Below are 18,222 nucleotides of genomic sequence, written 5' to 3'. Positions count from 1 at the left end.
CAAAAAAATACGGCTTTATTCTTAGTGCTACAGAATAAAGCCGTTTTTACTCCTCCATAGCATATTGCTATAAGAAAAATAAATTTGAAAATAATACCCAATCAACGTAGAACCTATGCAGTTACGTCGAATGCAAATATAACCGCTCTTATCATTCGCCGGATACTGCATAACAACAGGATTTTTATGGGTATTGATCTGAGCGTAGTTTTTACTAATATAAAGAGGCTCACTACCCGGATTTTATACGGTATATTTTTTAATTTTCAGATAAGAAATTCAGTGATAAAAAGTAAAATACCTCGGAGTATAATACCCCAAGGTAGTGTTGATAAAACAGCCCTCAATACCCGAGAGCTGTTTTTTATTCGATAATCAATATTTTCCCGTGGAGGTTATTTATTCTTCTTCTTCGACAAATTCTGGATATAGAAAATTGTTATAAGGAAATCGTGTGACATGAATTTCCCGAACTTCTTTATAGACTCTTTTTCTAAAAGTTTCCATGTTCTGTTTATTAATTGCCGAGATAAACAAGGCATTATCCCCGATACGACTCATCCAGGTTTGTTTCCATTCCTCTAAGGTATAATGAGCAGGAGTTCTTTCTGTGGTCAGATCATCTTCATCAATGGTTTCATGCTGATAGGCATCGATCTTATTAAATACCATAATTGTCGGTTTTCCCATACTCTCGATTTCTTTTAGAATACCATTTACCGACTCGATATGATCTTCGAACTGAGGGTGAGAAATATCTACCACATGAAGAAGGAGGTCCGCCTCTCGTACTTCATCCAGGGTACTTTTAAAACTTTCTACTAATTGGGTAGGCAATTTTCTGATAAACCCTACGGTATCACTAAGTAAAAAAGGAAGATTCCCGATCACCACTTTTCTTACGGTGGTATCCAGGGTAGCAAAGAGTTTATTCTCTGCAAATACCTTACTCTTAGCGATGACATTCATCAGGGTGGATTTCCCTACATTGGTATATCCCACCAGTGCAACACGAACGAGTTTCCCCCGGTTTCCGCGCTGAGTTGCCATTTGTTTATCAATAGTGAGTAATTTCTTTTTTAGCAAAGAGATACGATCCCGAACGATACGACGGTCCGTCTCGATTTCTGTTTCTCCAGGACCACGCATTCCAATTCCTCCACGCTGTCTTTCCAAGTGAGTCCACAGCCCGGTTAATCGGGGTAACAAGTATTGATATTGTGCAAGTTCTACCTGAGTTCTGGCATAACTGGTTTGTGCCCGTTGGGCAAAAATATCCAAAATCAAATTCGTACGATCGATAATTTTCGCTTTGAGAATACGTTCGATATTGCGCTGCTGAGCAGGACTGAGTTCATCATCAAAAACCACTGTACCAATATCGTGTTGCTCTACATATGCTTTTACATCTTCCATTTTCCCCGTACCGATAAATGTCTTGGAATTCGGAACATCCATCTTTTGGGTAAATCGCTTAACAACTTCTCCTCCGGCAGTATAGGTTAGAAACGCCAACTCATCCAAAAACTCATTTAGCTTTTCCTCATCTTGATTCTTTGTTATGATACCTATTAAAATTGCTTTTTCATAGGCAATATCCTTCTTTTCTAACATTGATTAACTTTTGTGCTTTCGATACTACGACAGTATATTTATACTACTTAATGTGCAAATGTACAATATTGTCTGCTCATGAATTTGTACTTTCAGTATTTGCATGTAATTTTACTGCTATGGCAACTAAATATTTTAAGAAGAAAGCAACCAATCTCCACACAGTGGCATTTTATAATCTGGAAAACCTGTTTGATACCATTGATGATACTAAAACTCTGGATGATGATTTTCTACCAGATGCAGAAAAAAGATGGAGCATAAAACGATATGAGAAGAAAATTACCAAATTAGGAACCGCTATTTCGAATATCGGATTTGCTTGTTCTGGAAAAGCACCGGTAATTGTTGGAGTAGCAGAAATTGAAAACAGGAAAGTACTGGAGGATCTTGTGGCGTCAAAACACTTAATGAATAAACACTACGGAATTGTACATTATAATTCTCCGGATGAACGAGGGATTGATGTAGGATTACTCTACCAGAAAGAACATTTCGAGCTGTTGCATTCCGAGAGTATAACTGTACTGGTATATAACGATAATGGTGAACGGGATTATACCCGGGATATCTTATGGGTTACCGGACGACTCCATGGCGAAGAAATACATATTTTGGTCAATCATTGGCCTTCCAGAAGAGACGGAGCAGCATCGACGGCTGATAAAAGGATTGTAGCAGCAGAAAAAAATAGAGAAGTAATTGATCGAATTAGAGAAGGTGATCCGGAAGCAAAAATTATCATCATGGGAGATTTTAATGATGACCCTTCCTGTGAGAGTGTAAAAGAACATCTGGTACAAGAAGATCTCTTTAATCCAATGGAGCAATTACTAACTAAGTACAGTGGAAGCCTTAATTATAGAAATCAATGGAACCTTTTTGATCAGATTATTTTTACACATAATTTTCATCGATACGAAAAAGGAAAACACAGTTTTTCCAAAGCAGCAATTTTTGATGATGATTTTCTAAAAATTTATAAAGGAAGGCATAAAGGAAGACCCTTTAGAACCTACTCAGGAAAACGGTATAAAGGGGGATATAGCGACCATTTTCCAGTCTATTTACAGCTAAAGCTTAATTAATTGCAAAAAAAAGAGAAAAAACTACTATAAAGTAAGATAAATTCAACCCGAAAGAGCAATAAACCTTTGTCTCATTCGGGTTTTTGTTTATATAATAACAAGGGGATCAGGTAATACTAGTATGGCATAGAAGTACAATTAATATTTTTTTTACAAAATATTAACATTTTCTTTCCTTAAAAGGCATACTTTCCACGCCTTAACAATGACACCTGGTATGACCTGAAATTACAAAACAACAAACACAATTTTATCAAATTATAAAAACGATAAAGAAGGAGTTTTTATCAGATTATGGCATGAAATTACTGAGAAAGGGCGGTTTCATACAGGGATTTTAATGCCTGATGATTTGTAGTGATAATTTCTATTCATACGAGGTATAACAAACACAAATCAGATATGATGAAATTAAAATTACTCGTGATGTCTTTGTTTATTTCTCTGTTAATGAGCAATTACAAAGCATACACGCAAGAGGTATTTATTAATGAAATACACTATGACAATGCCAGTACAGATGTACAGGAAGCTATTGAGATTGCCGGACCGGCAGGAACGGATCTGTCAGGATGGAAAATATTGCTATATAACGGGTCTAATGGGACCGTATATAATACAATTACACTGACAGAAACTATAACAGATCAGCAAAACGGCTATGGTACACAGGTACAGATAGTACCAACCAACGGGTTACAAAATGGAGCCCCGGATGGAATAGCGTTAGTAGATAATACGGATCAGGTAATACAGTTTCTTAGTTATGAAGGTGTAATGACAGCCACTGACGGAGCAGCGTCCGGGATGAGTAGTACAGATATAGGAGTATCTGAATCGAGTAGTACTCAGGTCGGTTTCTCTTTGCAATTATCAGGGACAGGTGCTGTGGCAACTGATTTTTCATGGCAGCAAGCCCAGGAACACACCTATGGAGCAATCAATATAGCACAGCAATTTATAGCTCCGATTACGACTCCAAGAATTAACGAGTTTGTCTGCAATCATACAGGCTCAGATACCGATGAGTTTGTAGAGGTTTTGGGATTACCAGCTACAGATCTAAGCAATTACTGGCTATTAGAAATTGAAGGGGATAGTAATGCAGCAGGTACTATTGATGAAGTAATTCAATTAGGAATGACAGATGTGCAGGGGTATTATACAACAGCATTTGGGAGCAATACTTTCGAAAATGGAACATTGACCTTATTGCTGGTTAAAAATTTTACCGGAGCTATGGGTACAGATCTGGATACCAATGACGATGGGGTATTAGATATTACTCCCTGGGAAGCAATTGTCGATGATATAGGAGTGAATGATGGAGGAACAACGGATATCAACTACGCTAGTGTTAGTTTACTAAAATCATATGATGGTATTTCATTTACCGTAGGAGGGGCTTCGAGAATTCCTAATGGGATAGATACCAATACAGTTGCAGATTGGGTGCGAAATGATTTTGATGGAGAAGGACTGCCGAGCTTTCCTACAGCAGAAGCAACCACTGGTGAAGCTTTAAATACTCCGGGGAAAGAAAATAAAGTAGTGACCGGAAGCGATGAGGCACTGGTGTTCATCAATGAGGTAGATGCAGATACAGAAGGAACAGATACACGGGAATTTATAGAGTTATTCGATGGAGGAGTAGGAAACACATCGCTAGATGGGTATGTAATGGTATTGTATAATGGGTCGAATGACGAAAGTTATCAGGTGTATAATCTACAGGGATATACAACTTCTGCTACTGGATATTTTGTTATAGGTAATGCTGCAGTTCCCGGAGTAGGATTGGAAATTCCTAATAATACATTACAGAACGGAGCAGATGCTGTAGCTCTCTATAAGACAACAACTCCGGTTTCTAATGGAGCTGCTATTACAACAGAAGATTTGGTAGATGCAGTTGTATATGATACCAACGATGCAGACGATATTGTCTTGTTGGTATTATTAAACGAAGGACAACCACAGTTAAATGAAGATGACAAAGGAAATAAAAATCAACATTCCGTACAGCGTTTTCCTAATGGAACAGGAGGAACCAGAAATACAAATACCTATACTCAGGCAATTGCCACTCCGGGAACAGCGAATACCAATGCTACTGAAGTGATTAGCCTTGTAATCAATGAATTGGATGCAGATACAGAAGGGACTGATACAAAGGAATTTGTAGAATTATACGATGGAGGAGCAGGAAATACCCCGCTGGATGGGTTTGTTTTGGTGGCGTATAACGGGAATACAGATCTTAGTTATCAGGCATTTGATTTAGATGGTTATAGTACTGATGCCGCTGGATATTTTGTCATTGGCAATGAAGGGGTCTCCAATGTAGATGTAATTATACCATCGAATTCTTTGCAGAACGGAGCAGATGCAATTGCCCTGTACAGGGGAGAGGCCACAGGCTTTCCTACAGGTTCTGAAATAACAACCAATCAGCTGATAGATGCAGTTGTTTATGATACAGATGATAGTGATGATACGGCTTTGTTACTATTGTTAAATGAAGGGCAGCCACAACTAAACGAGAATGAAAATGGTAAAAAGGATCAGGAGTCATTACAGCGAATACCCAATGGGGCTGGCGGCGCTAGAAATACAATAGCATTTGTACTTCAAACACCTACTCCAGGAGTTGACAATGATGCAATTGTACTTCCGGGAGAGTTGATTTCTATTGCAGAAGCAAGAGCTGCTACAGTTGGGAGTGTGGTAAAAATTACAGGAATATTAACTGCCACAGATCAATTTAGAGGTCCCGCTTTTATTCAGGATACAACCGGAGGAATTGCTGTTTTTGACGAGCAATTATATGCTAGTGAAACATTGAAAATAGGAGACTCTATTACAGTAACTGCGACAAGAGCTGTGTTTAATGATCAGATTCAATTAGGAACTGTGACAGAAGTAATATCTCATGGGAGAGCTCAGGAGGAAATTACACCCAAAGAAATCACTTTAGCCACTTTAGAGGCACATGCCGGACAATTAGTAAAAATTGTAAATCCGACATTTCCTAATCCAGGAGATCTCCTGTTTGGGAATGCGAATTACACATTGACAGATACGAGTGGTACCGGAGCCCTGCGAATTGATAATGATGTAGCAACCATTGTAGGTTTGGCACAGCCAAGTTTCTGCACGGAGGTCATTGGAGTAGTCGGTCGCTTTAGAGAATTTTATCAATTGTTACCGAGACAAAAAACAGATATACCTTGTGCAGAAACATATATTCCTCCAGGGGATACTATTGGAATTCCCAAAGAGAGTACTTTTGATGTAGTCACCTGGAATATCGAATGGTTTGGAGATGAAAATAACTCCCCGGTAGGAACCAATCCATTATCAGATCAGATTCAGCGAGATAGTACTGCTTTGGTTTTTAGAAAACTACAGGCAGATGTATATGCTGTACAGGAAATTGCAGATGAGGTTTTACTGGGAGAATTGGTAAGTCAATTACCAGGATATGATTATGTCTTGTCAGATGCAGTATCGTATCCATCTTCTCCTGATGTAAAACAAAAAGTAGGTTTTGTATACAATACAGAAACGGTATCAGTAGTCGAGACCAAAGCGTTATTAAGAACGATACACCCATTATATAATGGAGGGGATTCTTCTGCAATTAGCGATTATCCCGGTGACCCTACCCGCTTTTATGCTAGTGGAAGGCTGCCATTTCTAATGACAGCAGATGTGACAGTAGATGGAGTAACTGAGCGGATTGATTTGATTGCACTTCACGCCCGGGCAAACAGAAGTACTGATGCCCAGAATCGATATGATATGAGAAAGTATGATGTAGAGATACTAAAAGATACACTAGATACGTATTATGCCGATAGAAATGTATTGTTGTTAGGTGATTATAATGATGATGTAGATGAAACAGTGGCAGATATTTCGTCTCCGCTTTCTAGTTTTGATGCCTATGTAAAAGACACTACTAACTATACAATCGTTTCTGCAGCATTGAGTGAAGCAGGACTTCGCTCATATGTTTTTAGAGAAAATATGATTGATCATATTATGATGACTAATGAGTTGGTCGATGCATATGTGGATACCTCCGTATCTGTACATTATGAAGTGTATGATAACGATTATGCCAGAAATACTTCGGACCACCTGCCGGTATCTGCAAGGTTCTTACTAGAACCTGCTATTGTAGATAATAATTGTTTAGGAGGAAACATTGCTGCCTTTAAACAAGGAAGAAGAAAAGATGGACGTCGTGTTCCCCGATATAGAAGTAACCCCAAAAAAGCTTTGGGAAAACCAAGGGAGAACAGATACTTTAATTTTGTGAGTCTCGGATTTGGAGGAGAAATCACTATAGAGTTGACCAATGAAATTTATGATAATAAAGATGCTAATGAATTTGCGGTATATGAATCGACAGGCTTTTTTGGTAATGTACCGTGTCAATATTTTCCAGAAAAAGCAGAGGTATTTGCTTCTGTAGACGGAGATCATTTCGTATCTCTTGGAACAACCTGTCAGGATGGAGAGTTTGATCTGGCAGCAGGAAAACTGCGATCTGCTAAGTTTATCAAAGTAGTTGATATAAGTGACAAGTCCTTGTTTCCATGGTTTGCAGATGGGTATGATCTGGATGCAATTGCATGCCTGGATACTGTACCGGCAAAAAGTAAAGCTGCTCCAATGACACAAACAAAGTCGGAATCATTATTTGCCAGTGAATTGCTGACAGAAGAAATCGCCTTAGAAGAAACGAATGTCACAATCGCTCCGAACCCTGTACAGCATCAGTTGACTCTTTCTTTTAAAACGATAACACAAGCAACAGTAATGGTAGTGATTTCTGACCTTACTGGCAAAGTAATCTACAGCAAAGAAGAGGTGTTGACAAAAGGAACAACAAAGGTGCAGCTTGATACACAAGCGTATGCAACAGGTACCTACATTGTTTCTGTAGTTGATGATAAAAACATATTCTCATATAAAGAGAAATTAATCAAGCGTTAATTTAATTCACGCGATAAAGAGAAAAGGAGAAGCGATATTCGCTTCTCCTTTTTTTTGTAAATTATAAAAATAAGTATAGAACTTCTTTCTTATATCAAAGAAACTCGCAGGGTGTTTACCATCCCTTTTTCCGAGATAGGCATGGCTACTAAATTAATAAGCATATCTCCTTTTTGTACAAACCCTTTTTCTTTAGCCAGATTATTTACGTCTTCTACAGTTTCATCTGTAGTTACATATTTATCATAATAGAAAACCTTTACTCCCCATAACAAGCTGAGCTGAGAAAGGATTCTCTTATTACTGGTAAAAACGAGAATCTCTGCATCGGGTCTCCAGGCAGAAATCTGAAAAGCAGTATATCCACTATTGGTCAATGTAGAAATAGCTTTAGCTTCGATATCATTCGCCATATGAGCTGCATGATAGCAGATCGATTTGGTAATAAAACGATTGGTTCTGATATGTGGTGGATTTTGAGGCACCTGAATAAGAGAAGAATTCTCTACACTTCGGATAACCTTAGACATTGTTTCTATTACCTGTACAGGATATTTTCCTACAGAGGTTTCTCCGGATAACATGACAGCATCCGCCCCGTCCATAACAGAGTTAGCGACATCGTTTACCTCGGCTCTGGTAGGCGTTAGGCTATCGATCATCGTTTCCATCATCTGAGTAGCAATTATTACAGGAATTCGGGCTGTTTTTGCTTTAAGAACCAATTTCTTTTGGATTAATGGAACCTCTTCGGCAGGAATTTCTACTCCCAGATCTCCTCGGGCAACCATTAAGCCATCACAGTATGCTACAATTTTATCTATGTTTTCTACTCCCTCAGGTTTCTCGATTTTAGCAATAATCGGAATTTTATAATCTGATTCTTTAGCAATAAGATCCTGAAGTTCCATCAGATCTTGTGCATGTCTTACAAATGATAAAGCGATCCAGTCAACTTCCTGCTTACAAGCAAAAGTGGCATCTTTTACATCTTTTTCGGTTAGTGCTGGCAATGATATATTCGTATTGGGGAGATTAACTCCTTTTTTGGAACGAAGCGGTCCTCCTTGTAATACTTTTGCGGTAACAGTATCTTTTTTATTGGTAGATACAACTTCAAAGATTAGTTTTCCGTCATCCAAGAGAATACGTTCCCCTGTTTTGACATCTTTAGGAAAACTCTCATAATTCATATAGACCTTATCTGCGGTTCCTTCAAAAGGAGTACCGGTTACAAAATCTATAACATCTCCGTTATTGACAATAATATCCCCTTTCATAACACCGACCCGTAGTTTCGGACCTTGTAAATCTCCTAGAATAGCTGCATTGTACCCAAATTTTTCATTGAGTTCACGGATCATTTTTATGCGTTCTTTGATGTCATCATAATTAGCATGAGAAAAGTTTATCCTGAATACATTTACCCCGGCATCCAACATCTGTTTTAAGATCTTCTTACTGCTGGTAGCAGGACCTAGGGTAGCAACTATTTTGGTTCTTTTATGTTTTGACATTATTCGAATATTAAATTGTTCTTTGATTTTAGTTGGGAGTAATCTACTGTATAAGCTGTGATTACCTGTGGTATTTGTATGAGAGATGCAATGATGGATTTTGTAGAAAAACTCAAATCCTCAGTCTCTATTTTTAAGAAAAAATCTACCTTCTTTAATTCGGGAATTAATCGTTTTGTGACATAGGTTTCTTCAGTAGTAACAAATAATCCTTCTTGTATCGGAGGTTGTGATATTGTTTTTGTCTTATAGGTGTTACCTAATAAACTATAGGTGCTGTATTGAAAGTGATCTTCGTATTGATACCAGGGAAAACTGGCGGTAATTTTTTCGTATTCGAAGATGATGTCTTCTTTTTTTCTATGCAGCCTGATATTCAGTGTTTTGTTGAGTAAAAAGGCTAAGCGATAAGGAGCAATAGAAGAGTGAATGGCGATTAATTCATAATCCTCATCCTCTATTGTATCTAAAACTAATCGCTGAACAGCCACGTGTCACTTGTTTTCTGAATTAATCCGAAATATACAAAATAAATCTCGCTGCTAACTTTAAATAAATATAAAGTCTTACACGAAAACGATTGAGTTAATATCTTTACTTTTTCGATTATTTATTGAAGAAGAACCGCTTTTTTCAGGAGGATAAAATGCAAGTTATTTTTGAGAGTTAATTTTGGATTGAAGGGCAAAGTATGCTCTTTTAGAGGCTTTTTCTTCTGCTTTCTTTTTAGAGGTTGCCCTTGCTTTGGCAACTACTTTTTCATCAATCCACAGTTTAACTGCAAAATGTCGGATTTCGTCTTTTCCGGTATCTTCGTAAATTTCGTAATTAAAATTATTTTTTTCTTTCTGACACCATTCGATAAGTAAGCTTTTATAGCTGATAATTTGCCCTTCCAGACTTTCGATATCTACATACGGATTAATTACGGATTCTTGTATAAATCGCTCACAATACACAAATCCTCTATCCAGATAGATTGCACCGATTAAAGCTTCGAATAAGTTCCCGTGTATGTTAATTCCAAATTGTGATTTGGGGATATTGGTACGGACAAGCTCGATGAGTTTTAGATCCTTTCCTAATTCATTGAGGTGTTTTCTACTAACTACTTTTGCCCGCATTTTTGTGAGGTACCCTTCGTTTCCTTCGGGAACTTCCTTGAACAGATGTGCAGCGATAACGCTACTGAGCATTGCGTCTCCTAAAAATTCAAGCCGTTCATAATTTATAGCATTTCCCTTTTTGTCTTTTAGATTCAGAGAACGATGTGTAAATGCTTTTTCGTAATTCGCAATGTTTTTAGGCTTGAATCCCAGTATTTTTTGAATTCTGATAAAAAAATTCCCGTTCTTTTCAGAGCGGGAATTTAATATGTTTCGAATAATATTCATGTATTACTCGTCTAGTTTCTTTAATAATACACAAGCATTATGACCACCAAAGCCAAAAGTATTACTCATAGCATACTTAATTTCGCGGTTTTGTGCTTTGTTTAAGGTCAGGTTTAACGAAGAATCTATGTTCTCATCTGCAGTAGTGTGATTGATGGTTGGCGGTACAACCCCGTGTTCCATCGCCAGAATAGAAGCAATTGCTTCAATAGCTCCGGCAGCACCAAGCAGGTGACCTGTCATAGATTTCGTAGAATTGATATTGATGTTCGGAGCGTGATCTCCAAAAACTTTAGTAATTGCTTTTAACTCGGCAACATCTCCTAAAGGAGTTGAAGTTCCGTGAGTGTTAATAGCATCTACTTGTTCTGGGGATACTCCGGCATCTCTTAAACAGTTAAGCATTACGCGTTCAACTCCGATACCTTCGGGATGAGGGGCTGTCATATGATGAGCATCACTAGACATACCACCACCGACCACTTCGGCATAGATTTTAGCGCCACGTGCTTTAGCGTGTTCGTATTCTTCAAGAATAAGTGCTCCACTACCTTCTCCTAGTACAAAACCATCTCTGGTAGCGTCAAAAGGTCTGGAGGCAGTTTCTGGACTGTCATTTCTTGTGGATAGAGCATGCATAGCATTAAACCCTCCCATACCAGCAATGGTTACAGCTGCTTCACTTCCTCCGGTAACAATGATATCACAATGTCCTAAACGAATGTAGTTTAAGGCATCGATTAATGCATTAGCCGAAGAAGCACAAGCTGAAACAGTAGTATAGTTAGGTCCCATAAAACCATTTCTGATAGAAATATGTCCTGGTGCAATATCGGCGATCATCTTAGGGATGAAGAAAGGATTAAAACGCGGTGTTCCATCTCCTTTTGCGTAACCAAGAACTTCTTCCTGAAAAGTTTCTAATCCTCCGATTCCAGCTCCCCAGATCACACCTACTCTAAATTTGTCAACTTTATCCAAGTCGATTGCAGCATCCTGTATTGCTTCTTGAGAAGAAACAATAGCATATTGTGCAAATCTATCTAGTTTACGTGCTTCTTTTCTGTCAAAATAATCTGTTGGGATATAATTTTTGACTTCGCAAGCAAATTTAGTCTTGAATTTTTCGGTATCAAAATAAGTGATAGGAGCGCACCCGCTCTTACCTTCTTTTAAAGCATTCCAATACTCATTAATATTGTTACCGATAGGTGTTAATGCACCTAGTCCTGTGACTACAACTCGCTTAAGATTCATATTCTGTTGTGAGGTTATTATTTTTTTGCGTCTTCAATATAAGATATTGCTTGACCAACTGTTGCAATATTTTCAGCTTGATCGTCTGGAATCTGGATATCAAATTCTTTTTCGAATTCCATAATCAGTTCTACAGTGTCTAATGAATCAGCGCCTAAATCGTTTGTGAAGCTAGCCTCGTTCACTACTTCGTTTTCGTCTACTCCTAGTTTGTCAACGATTATCGCTTTTACTCTTGATGCAATGTCTGACATAATGTTTGATTTTAATTTTTTAATTTGAGTGGCAAAAATAAAAAACTTTATTTTAAAACCCCACAATCGTATAAAAATGTGTTGTATTTTATCAAATATAGGAAAGTATTGCGTTTTTGCTAGTGATTGAATGAATAATAATTATTTTTTTTGTATTTTTTAAATCAATATCATCAACTACTATATGAAGCGTATTATCATTTTTGCTTCCGGATCGGGTTCTAATGCCGAGAATATCATCAAATACTTTGCAAAGAAGAAAAACGCAGAGGTTACTCATGTGTTTTCTAATAACCAACGAGCCAAAGTACTTCAAAGAGCGCACAGGCTTGGCGTAAAAGCCCTGCACTTTGATAGAGATTCATTTTATAACTCCAATGAAGTACTGCGAATCCTGAATGATGCTAAACCTGATATGATTGTTTTAGCCGGGTTTTTATGGATTTTTCCTAAGAATATTATTGATGCTTTTACTAATAAAGTGATTAATATTCATCCTGCGCTCTTGCCTAAATATGGAGGAAAAGGAATGTATGGAAGTCATGTACATAAAGCTGTAGTAGATAATAAGGAGCAGGAAACTGGAATTACCATTCATTATGTCAATGAGTTTTATGACGAAGGAGCAATTATATTTCAGGCAACAACCCCGGTACAAGAGGGGGACACTCCAGAAGATGTAGCGATGTCAGTACATCAATTAGAATACAAACATTTTCCCGAAGTGATAGAGAATCTTCTTTTCTCAGTAGAAGCATAAAACAAAATGGCTAAAAAAAAAGAAAAGTTTTATGTGGTCTGGGAAGGGCACCGTCCAGGTATTTATATGACATGGGATGATTGCAAAGCCATGATCAATGGATATGCAAATGCCAAGTATAAATCGTTTGAGTCTTTTGATTTGGCAAAAGAAGCTTATAAAGGTGTTTATGAGGATTATAAAGGAACCAAGACTAAAAAGGTGCTTTCTCAGGATCTTATAGACCGTATAGGAGAACCTGATTTATATTCTATTGCTGTGGATGCAGCGTCTAGTGGCAATCCGGGTAAGATGGAATATAGAGGAGTGGATACACAAACAAAAGAACAGCTTTTTCATCAGGGACCTTTTAATGAGGGGACTAATAATATAGGAGAGTTTCTTGCATTGGTACATGGGCTGGCGTATCTGAAAAAGAAAGGAAGTGATCGTATCTTATATACAGATTCTAAAATAGCAATGGGCTGGGTACGAAAAAAACAATGCAAAACAAGCCTGAAAAGAACATCGAGAAACCAAGAGATGTTTACTTTGGTGGATAGAGCAATTCAATGGTTAAAGACGAATACCTATACAACTACGATTGTAAAATGGGAAACAAAAGTCTGGGGAGAAATTCCGGCAGATTTTGGACGAAAATAACTAGTTGATTTCTGACGTACAATAAAGATAGAAATAAAAAGCTCCGGTGATATGCCGGAGCTTTTTTTATGAATAATAAGATTTTTTAATCTGGCGTATTAAAATAATCCAGATACATGAATGCTTTTTATTAGCTACCACATGCACCAAGGTTATTCCATCCACTAACTGTTCTTTGGTATAGTGTTCCTCTATAGGTTACTTTATCACCTACATTGTATGATCTGTTTCCGTTATACTCTTCTACACCTGCACAAGGATCATTACTCACAGTTCCACATTGACCAAGATTATTCCATCCGCTACTTGTTCTTTGATATAGTGTTCCTCTATAGGTTACTTTATCACCTACATTGTAAGATCTGTTTCCGTTATACTCTTCTACACCATCGCAAATATCTCCTCCAGTATCAGGAAATGGGTATATGCTACCGATAAATGCTTTGTCTGTTTGTGATAGACGAGTATTAGAACCTACGGCTACTCTGTCCAAAGTGTGTTCAGCAGGAATAGGGTAATGCATAATAGATAAAGGATCGTACTGACTATAGTTACTAATATTTGCTTCATAACGTCTGAAAAGGTTATGATCAACTTGTGCTCTTGACCAGTTGTTTGGTGGTCCCGCATAGTAAGCATATACAGCTTCTTTATCCCAGTTGATTCCTGCAACAGGGTTTTGGTGTTCGTGGATTAATCCAAGTGCATGTCCAAATTCATGAATAGTAGTTCGTCTAAATTCTGTATCAGAAGTAGAGTCATTAAACCATCCAAAATGCATACTGTGCGCATGATCATTAGAGTCAGTTCCTAAATAAGACCAAGAACCGGTTTCGTTAGCAAATTGCCCTTCTCTAAAACCAATTTTAATGTTCGCACTACTATTAGAAGAAACCCATTGAAACTTTAGGTTGGCATATTTCTCCCATTCTACGGCATATTGTCGTACTTTGGACTGAACATAATTGCTTCCATTTAAGAACTTTACACGAATAGTTTGACCAGGTTGCCATTGTTTTGCTTTTACACTGGCTGCTTTCCCGTTTCCAGGAGCATCCCATTTAGCAATACAAACATGAGCATTTTTAGAGCTGTCAATAGAATTATCTTCAAATACAGCTTCTGTATCCTTTTCACAGTTAAAGAATAAAATAGACAGGGAAGTAACTAAAGCTAGTTTAGTTAATTTTAATTTTTTCATAATTATTGAAAGTTTGTGTTCCTACAAATAACGTAAAAATTTTATGAAAAATTTAAGAAAAAAGCATTTTTTTCGTTCAAAAATTAACATTTATGCTTGTTTTTGTCTGATTCTTGTAAGAATTAAATAAGGTAAAACCCTTATAAAACAATGCTTTTAGGGTAAAAAGAAGTTTTAAATTATTTTTTGACTCAAAAAATATATAAAGCGGGAATTTTTGACAAAAAAACTACTTTCGATGCAAGTGTCGAAGAAATTTCAGGTTGATTATTGAGTAGAAAAACTATTCGAAAAGAAAAGAATAATGTCTTTTTTAAAGTAGAATGATTAAAAATAATATAGCATCAGACATCTGAATAGTACACTAAAATGCTAGAGTTGATATTGGTTGATTTTCAAGGGAGGTAAGCTTGTAAGCAAATCGCTTTCCTACTGAAAAGTAAAACGTATATTTGCAAAAAAAATAACGGCTGTTTTTATGAGTAAATTACTTATCGTAGGAAGTGTAGCTTTTGACGCTATCGAAACACCTTTTGGTAAAACCGATAAAATTTTAGGAGGAGCAGGGACTTATATAGGATTGTCTGCCTCTTATTTTAATACTTCTTCTGCAATTGTATCTGTAGTAGGAGAAGACTTTCCAAGTGAATATATAGAGATGTTTCAGAAAAAAGATATTGACACCTCTGCTATTGAAGTAGTAAAAGGGGGAAAAACTTTTTTCTGGAGAGGAAAATATCATAATGATTTAAATTCCAGAGATACGCTGGAAACCCAATTGAATGTATTAGCAGATTTTAATCCGGTTGTTCCTGATACATATAAAGATTCGGAAATTGTCATGTTAGGTAATCTACACCCGTTGGTTCAGTTAAGTGTTTTAGATCAGCTTACTGCAAAGCCAAAGTTAGCGATACTGGACACAATGAATTTTTGGATGGATAATGCATTGGAAGACTTAAAAAAAGTAATTGCCCGAGTTGATGTAATTACAATCAATGATGAAGAAGCGAGACAGTTGAGTGGAGAATATTCTTTAGTAAGAGCAGCAAGAGTAATTGCAGAAATGGGTCCTAAGTATATCGTAATTAAAAAAGGAGAGCATGGAGCATTATTATTCCATAAGGAACAGGTGTTCTTCGCACCGGCATTACCATTAGAAGAAGTGTTTGATCCAACAGGAGCAGGAGATACATTTGCAGGAGGGTTCTCAGGATATTTAGCCAAAACAGAAGATGTTTCTTTTGATAATATGAAAAAAGCAGTGATACACGGATCAAATTTAGCTTCGTTTTGTGTAGAGAAATTCGGAACAGAAAGAATTCAAAACCTCGATAAGGTAGAAGTTTATCAAAGATTGCAGCAATTTAGAGAATTGACGCAGTTCGAAATAGAATTAGCATAATCCCTTATAGAAAGTAAGGAGCAATATAACAAACACAACAACTAGAAATAGGAATACAATGAGTGATGCTTTAAAACACGAATGCGGAATTGCATTAGTTAGACTTCTAAAGCCGTTAGAATACTACAAAGAAAAGTATGGTAGTGCATTTTATGGAGTAAATAAAATGTACCTGATGATGGAAAAACAACATAACCGTGGTCAGGATGGAGCCGGTTTAGCGAGTATCAAATTGGATATGTCCCCGGGAGAGCGCTATATAAGCAGAGTTCGTTCTTGTCAATCAATGCCTATACAGGATATTTTTTCTCAGGTTAATGAACGAATAAACAAAGAGCTTACAGCAAATCCCGAATATACAAATGATGTAGCGCTGCAAAAAAAGAACATTCCATATATAGGAGAAGTGTTTCTTGGACATGTACGATATGGAACTTTTGGGAAAAATAGTGTAGAAAGTGTACACCCGTTTCTGAGGCAGAATAACTGGATGCATAGAAACCTTATTGTAGCCGGGAATTTTAATATGACGAATAATCATGAGCTGTTTAAGAACCTGGTTCGATTAGGTCAGCATCCCAAAGATCATGTGGATACTGTAACGGTGATGGAGAAAATAGGACACTTCCTGGATTCTGAAGTTGCAAAACTATATAAGAAATTAAAGAAAGAAGGATTTAGCAAAGTAGATGCTTCCCCACAGATAGTAGAGCGTCTTAATGTAGCAAAGATTCTGAAGAAATCTTCCAAAGACTGGGATGGTGGATATGCAATGGCCGGTATGCTTGGGCATGGAGATGCTTTTGTACTAAGAGATCCTTCTGGAATTAGACCAGCATACTATTATAAGGATGATGAAGTGGTAGTAGTCGCTTCAGAACGCCCTGTAATACAGACTGTTTTTAATGTGCCGTTTGAAAAAGTAATAGAGCTGGATCCGGGAAAAGCAATTATTATAAAGAAAAGCGGAGAAACTTCTATAAAGAAGATTATAGAGCCTAGAGAACGAAAAGCCTGTTCCTTTGAGCGAATTTATTTTTCGAGAGGAAGTGATGCCGAAATATATGAAGAGCGTAAAAAACTAGGGAAATTATTGATGCCTCAGGTGTTAAAAGAGATAAATCACGATACGCTTAATACCGTGTTCTCTTTTATCCCTAATACAGCAGAAACTTCTTTTTACGGATTAGTAGAAGCAGCGCAGGATGAATTGAATAAGCAAAAGAACGAGACGATCCTTAAAGAAAAAGAAGGGTTGACGAATGAACGACTCAAAGAAATTCTATCTCATCGACTGAGAACAGAAAAAATAGCAATAAAAGACGCGAAACTCAGAACATTTATTACAGAAGACAGCAGCAGAGATGATCTGGTAGCTCATGTATACGATGTTACCTATGGAGTAGTAAAGTCAGAAGATAATCTGGTAGTTATCGATGATAGTATTGTTAGAGGGACTACACTAAAGAAGAGTATTATTAAGATGCTCGACAGGCTAAATCCAAAAAAAATAATTATTGTTTCTTCTGCTCCACAAATTCGTTATCCGGATTGCTATGGAATTGATATGGCAAGAATGGAAGGGCTGATAGCTTTTAAGGCAGCTATCGAATTATTAAAAGAAAACGGAAACTACGATTTAGTTGAGCAGGTATATGAACAATGTAAAGAGCAGGAGAACTTACCAGATGAAGAAGTGAAGAATCACGTGACTAAGATTTACAATTCATTTTCGGATCAGGAAATAAGTGATAAAATCGCTGAAATGTTAAGTGATAGTACGGTAAAAGCCGAAGTAAAGATAATTTTTCAGACGGTAGAGAAGCTTCACGAGGCATGTCCTAAGAATTTAGGAGACTGGTATTTTACCGGAGATTATCCAACCCCAGGAGGAAATAGAGTTGTAAATAAGGCTTTTATAAACTTTTATGAAGGTAAAAATGAAAGAGCTTATTAAAAAAATATAAGTTGATTTGCGCTTAAATTACATAAAATTGTGTAGTTCAACAAGTATTTTAGCCGTTTGTCTAAAATATTTTTTAAGTAGGAAATAACGCTCTATATTAGCAGAGCCATAGCATAA

At 37.0% G+C, this 18,222-nt stretch carries 13 protein-coding genes; 6 read left to right on the top strand and 7 right to left on the bottom strand.

Going from position 1 to position 18,222, the window contains the following annotated elements:
- Positions 1-399 precede the first annotated feature (399 nt).
- Positions 400-1,614, bottom strand: coding sequence for a GTPase HflX (hflX, locus tag HN014_RS06780; protein WP_176028127.1), 1,215 nt, complete (start codon positions 1,612-1,614; stop codon positions 400-402).
- Positions 1,615-1,733: 119 nt separating this feature from the next.
- Between hflX and HN014_RS06775 the strand changes: the two genes are divergently transcribed.
- A complete protein-coding gene (locus tag HN014_RS06775; RefSeq protein ID WP_176028126.1) occupies positions 1,734-2,702 on the top strand; it encodes an endonuclease in 969 nt (322 codons plus the stop codon).
- A gap of 402 nt (positions 2,703-3,104) precedes the next feature.
- Positions 3,105-7,709 carry a DUF5689 domain-containing protein gene (locus tag HN014_RS06770; protein ID WP_176028125.1) on the top strand — a complete coding sequence of 1,535 codons (4,605 nt, stop codon included), beginning with the start codon at positions 3,105-3,107 and terminating at the stop codon, positions 7,707-7,709.
- 89 nt (positions 7,710-7,798) lie between these two features.
- On the opposite strand, the gene pyk is transcribed toward HN014_RS06770, so the two are convergent.
- The 5 genes from pyk to HN014_RS06745 all read right to left on the bottom strand — a co-directional run bounded on the left by pyk (position 7,799) and on the right by HN014_RS06745 (position 12,131).
- Positions 7,799-9,226, bottom strand: a complete 1,428-nt coding sequence (gene pyk, locus HN014_RS06765; RefSeq protein ID WP_176028124.1) for a pyruvate kinase — start codon at positions 9,224-9,226, stop codon at positions 7,799-7,801.
- Complete coding sequence (locus tag HN014_RS06760; protein ID WP_176028123.1) at positions 9,226-9,717, bottom strand: IPExxxVDY family protein; 492 nt, start codon at positions 9,715-9,717, stop codon at positions 9,226-9,228. Before HN014_RS06760 ends, pyk begins: the two co-directional genes overlap by 1 nt.
- A 162-nt stretch (positions 9,718-9,879) precedes the next feature.
- Positions 9,880-10,620 (bottom strand): ribonuclease III, encoded by a 741-nt coding sequence (gene rnc / locus HN014_RS06755; RefSeq protein ID WP_176028122.1) that lies wholly within the window; start codon positions 10,618-10,620, stop codon positions 9,880-9,882.
- Between the two features lie 3 nt (positions 10,621-10,623).
- On the bottom strand, positions 10,624-11,877 hold the full coding sequence (gene fabF, locus HN014_RS06750; RefSeq protein WP_176028121.1) for a beta-ketoacyl-ACP synthase II: 1,254 nt from the start codon (positions 11,875-11,877) through the stop codon (positions 10,624-10,626).
- Between the two features lie 17 nt (positions 11,878-11,894).
- A complete protein-coding gene (locus HN014_RS06745) occupies positions 11,895-12,131 on the bottom strand; it encodes an acyl carrier protein (protein WP_013069791.1) in 237 nt (78 codons plus the stop codon).
- A 184-nt stretch (positions 12,132-12,315) separates the two neighbouring features.
- On the opposite strand from HN014_RS06745, the gene purN reads away from it, so the two are divergent.
- Both purN and HN014_RS06735 read left to right on the top strand, forming a co-directional pair.
- Positions 12,316-12,891 (top strand): phosphoribosylglycinamide formyltransferase, encoded by a 576-nt coding sequence (gene purN / locus HN014_RS06740; RefSeq protein WP_176028120.1) that lies wholly within the window; start codon positions 12,316-12,318, stop codon positions 12,889-12,891.
- A 6-nt stretch (positions 12,892-12,897) separates the two neighbouring features.
- Positions 12,898-13,533, top strand: a complete 636-nt coding sequence (locus tag HN014_RS06735) for a viroplasmin family protein (protein ID WP_176028119.1) — start codon at positions 12,898-12,900, stop codon at positions 13,531-13,533.
- A 130-nt stretch (positions 13,534-13,663) separates the two neighbouring features.
- On the opposite strand, the gene HN014_RS06730 is transcribed toward HN014_RS06735, so the two are convergent.
- Positions 13,664-14,734 carry a matrixin family metalloprotease gene (locus HN014_RS06730; RefSeq protein ID WP_176028118.1) on the bottom strand — a complete coding sequence of 357 codons (1,071 nt, stop codon included), beginning with the start codon at positions 14,732-14,734 and terminating at the stop codon, positions 13,664-13,666.
- Between the two features lie 478 nt (positions 14,735-15,212).
- Between HN014_RS06730 and HN014_RS06725 the strand changes: the two genes are divergently transcribed.
- Positions 15,213-16,139, top strand: coding sequence for a PfkB family carbohydrate kinase (locus HN014_RS06725; RefSeq protein WP_176028117.1), 927 nt, complete (start codon positions 15,213-15,215; stop codon positions 16,137-16,139).
- Positions 16,140-16,197: 58 nt separating this feature from the next.
- Positions 16,198-18,096, top strand: coding sequence for an amidophosphoribosyltransferase (locus tag HN014_RS06720; RefSeq protein ID WP_176028116.1), 1,899 nt, complete (start codon positions 16,198-16,200; stop codon positions 18,094-18,096).
- Positions 18,097-18,222: the final 126 nt, after the last annotated feature.

This window comes from Aquimarina sp. TRL1 (assembly GCF_013365535.1).
Lineage (GTDB): Bacteria > Bacteroidota > Bacteroidia > Flavobacteriales > Flavobacteriaceae > Aquimarina > Aquimarina hainanensis.
Note: the sequence above shows the minus strand (reverse complement) of the source record. Positions and strands in the feature narration are given on the sequence as shown.

Coding starts and splice junctions, on each gene's coding strand:
- hflX (WP_176028127.1), bottom strand. CDS start 1,614: ATGTTAGAAAAGAAGGATATTGCCTATGAAAAAGCAATTTTAATAGGT.
- fabF (WP_176028121.1), bottom strand. CDS start 11,877: ATGAATCTTAAGCGAGTTGTAGTCACAGGACTAGGTGCATTAACACCT.
- pyk (WP_176028124.1), bottom strand. CDS start 9,226: ATGTCAAAACATAAAAGAACCAAAATAGTTGCTACCCTAGGTCCTGCT.
- HN014_RS06770 (WP_176028125.1), top strand. CDS start 3,105: ATGATGAAATTAAAATTACTCGTGATGTCTTTGTTTATTTCTCTGTTA.
- HN014_RS06745 (WP_013069791.1), bottom strand. CDS start 12,131: ATGTCAGACATTGCATCAAGAGTAAAAGCGATAATCGTTGACAAACTA.
- HN014_RS06725 (WP_176028117.1), top strand. CDS start 15,213: ATGAGTAAATTACTTATCGTAGGAAGTGTAGCTTTTGACGCTATCGAA.
- HN014_RS06775 (WP_176028126.1), top strand. CDS start 1,734: ATGGCAACTAAATATTTTAAGAAGAAAGCAACCAATCTCCACACAGTG.
- HN014_RS06720 (WP_176028116.1), top strand. CDS start 16,198: ATGAGTGATGCTTTAAAACACGAATGCGGAATTGCATTAGTTAGACTT.
- HN014_RS06735 (WP_176028119.1), top strand. CDS start 12,898: ATGGCTAAAAAAAAAGAAAAGTTTTATGTGGTCTGGGAAGGGCACCGT.
- purN (WP_176028120.1), top strand. CDS start 12,316: ATGAAGCGTATTATCATTTTTGCTTCCGGATCGGGTTCTAATGCCGAG.
- HN014_RS06730 (WP_176028118.1), bottom strand. CDS start 14,734: ATGAAAAAATTAAAATTAACTAAACTAGCTTTAGTTACTTCCCTGTCT.
- rnc (WP_176028122.1), bottom strand. CDS start 10,620: ATGAATATTATTCGAAACATATTAAATTCCCGCTCTGAAAAGAACGGG.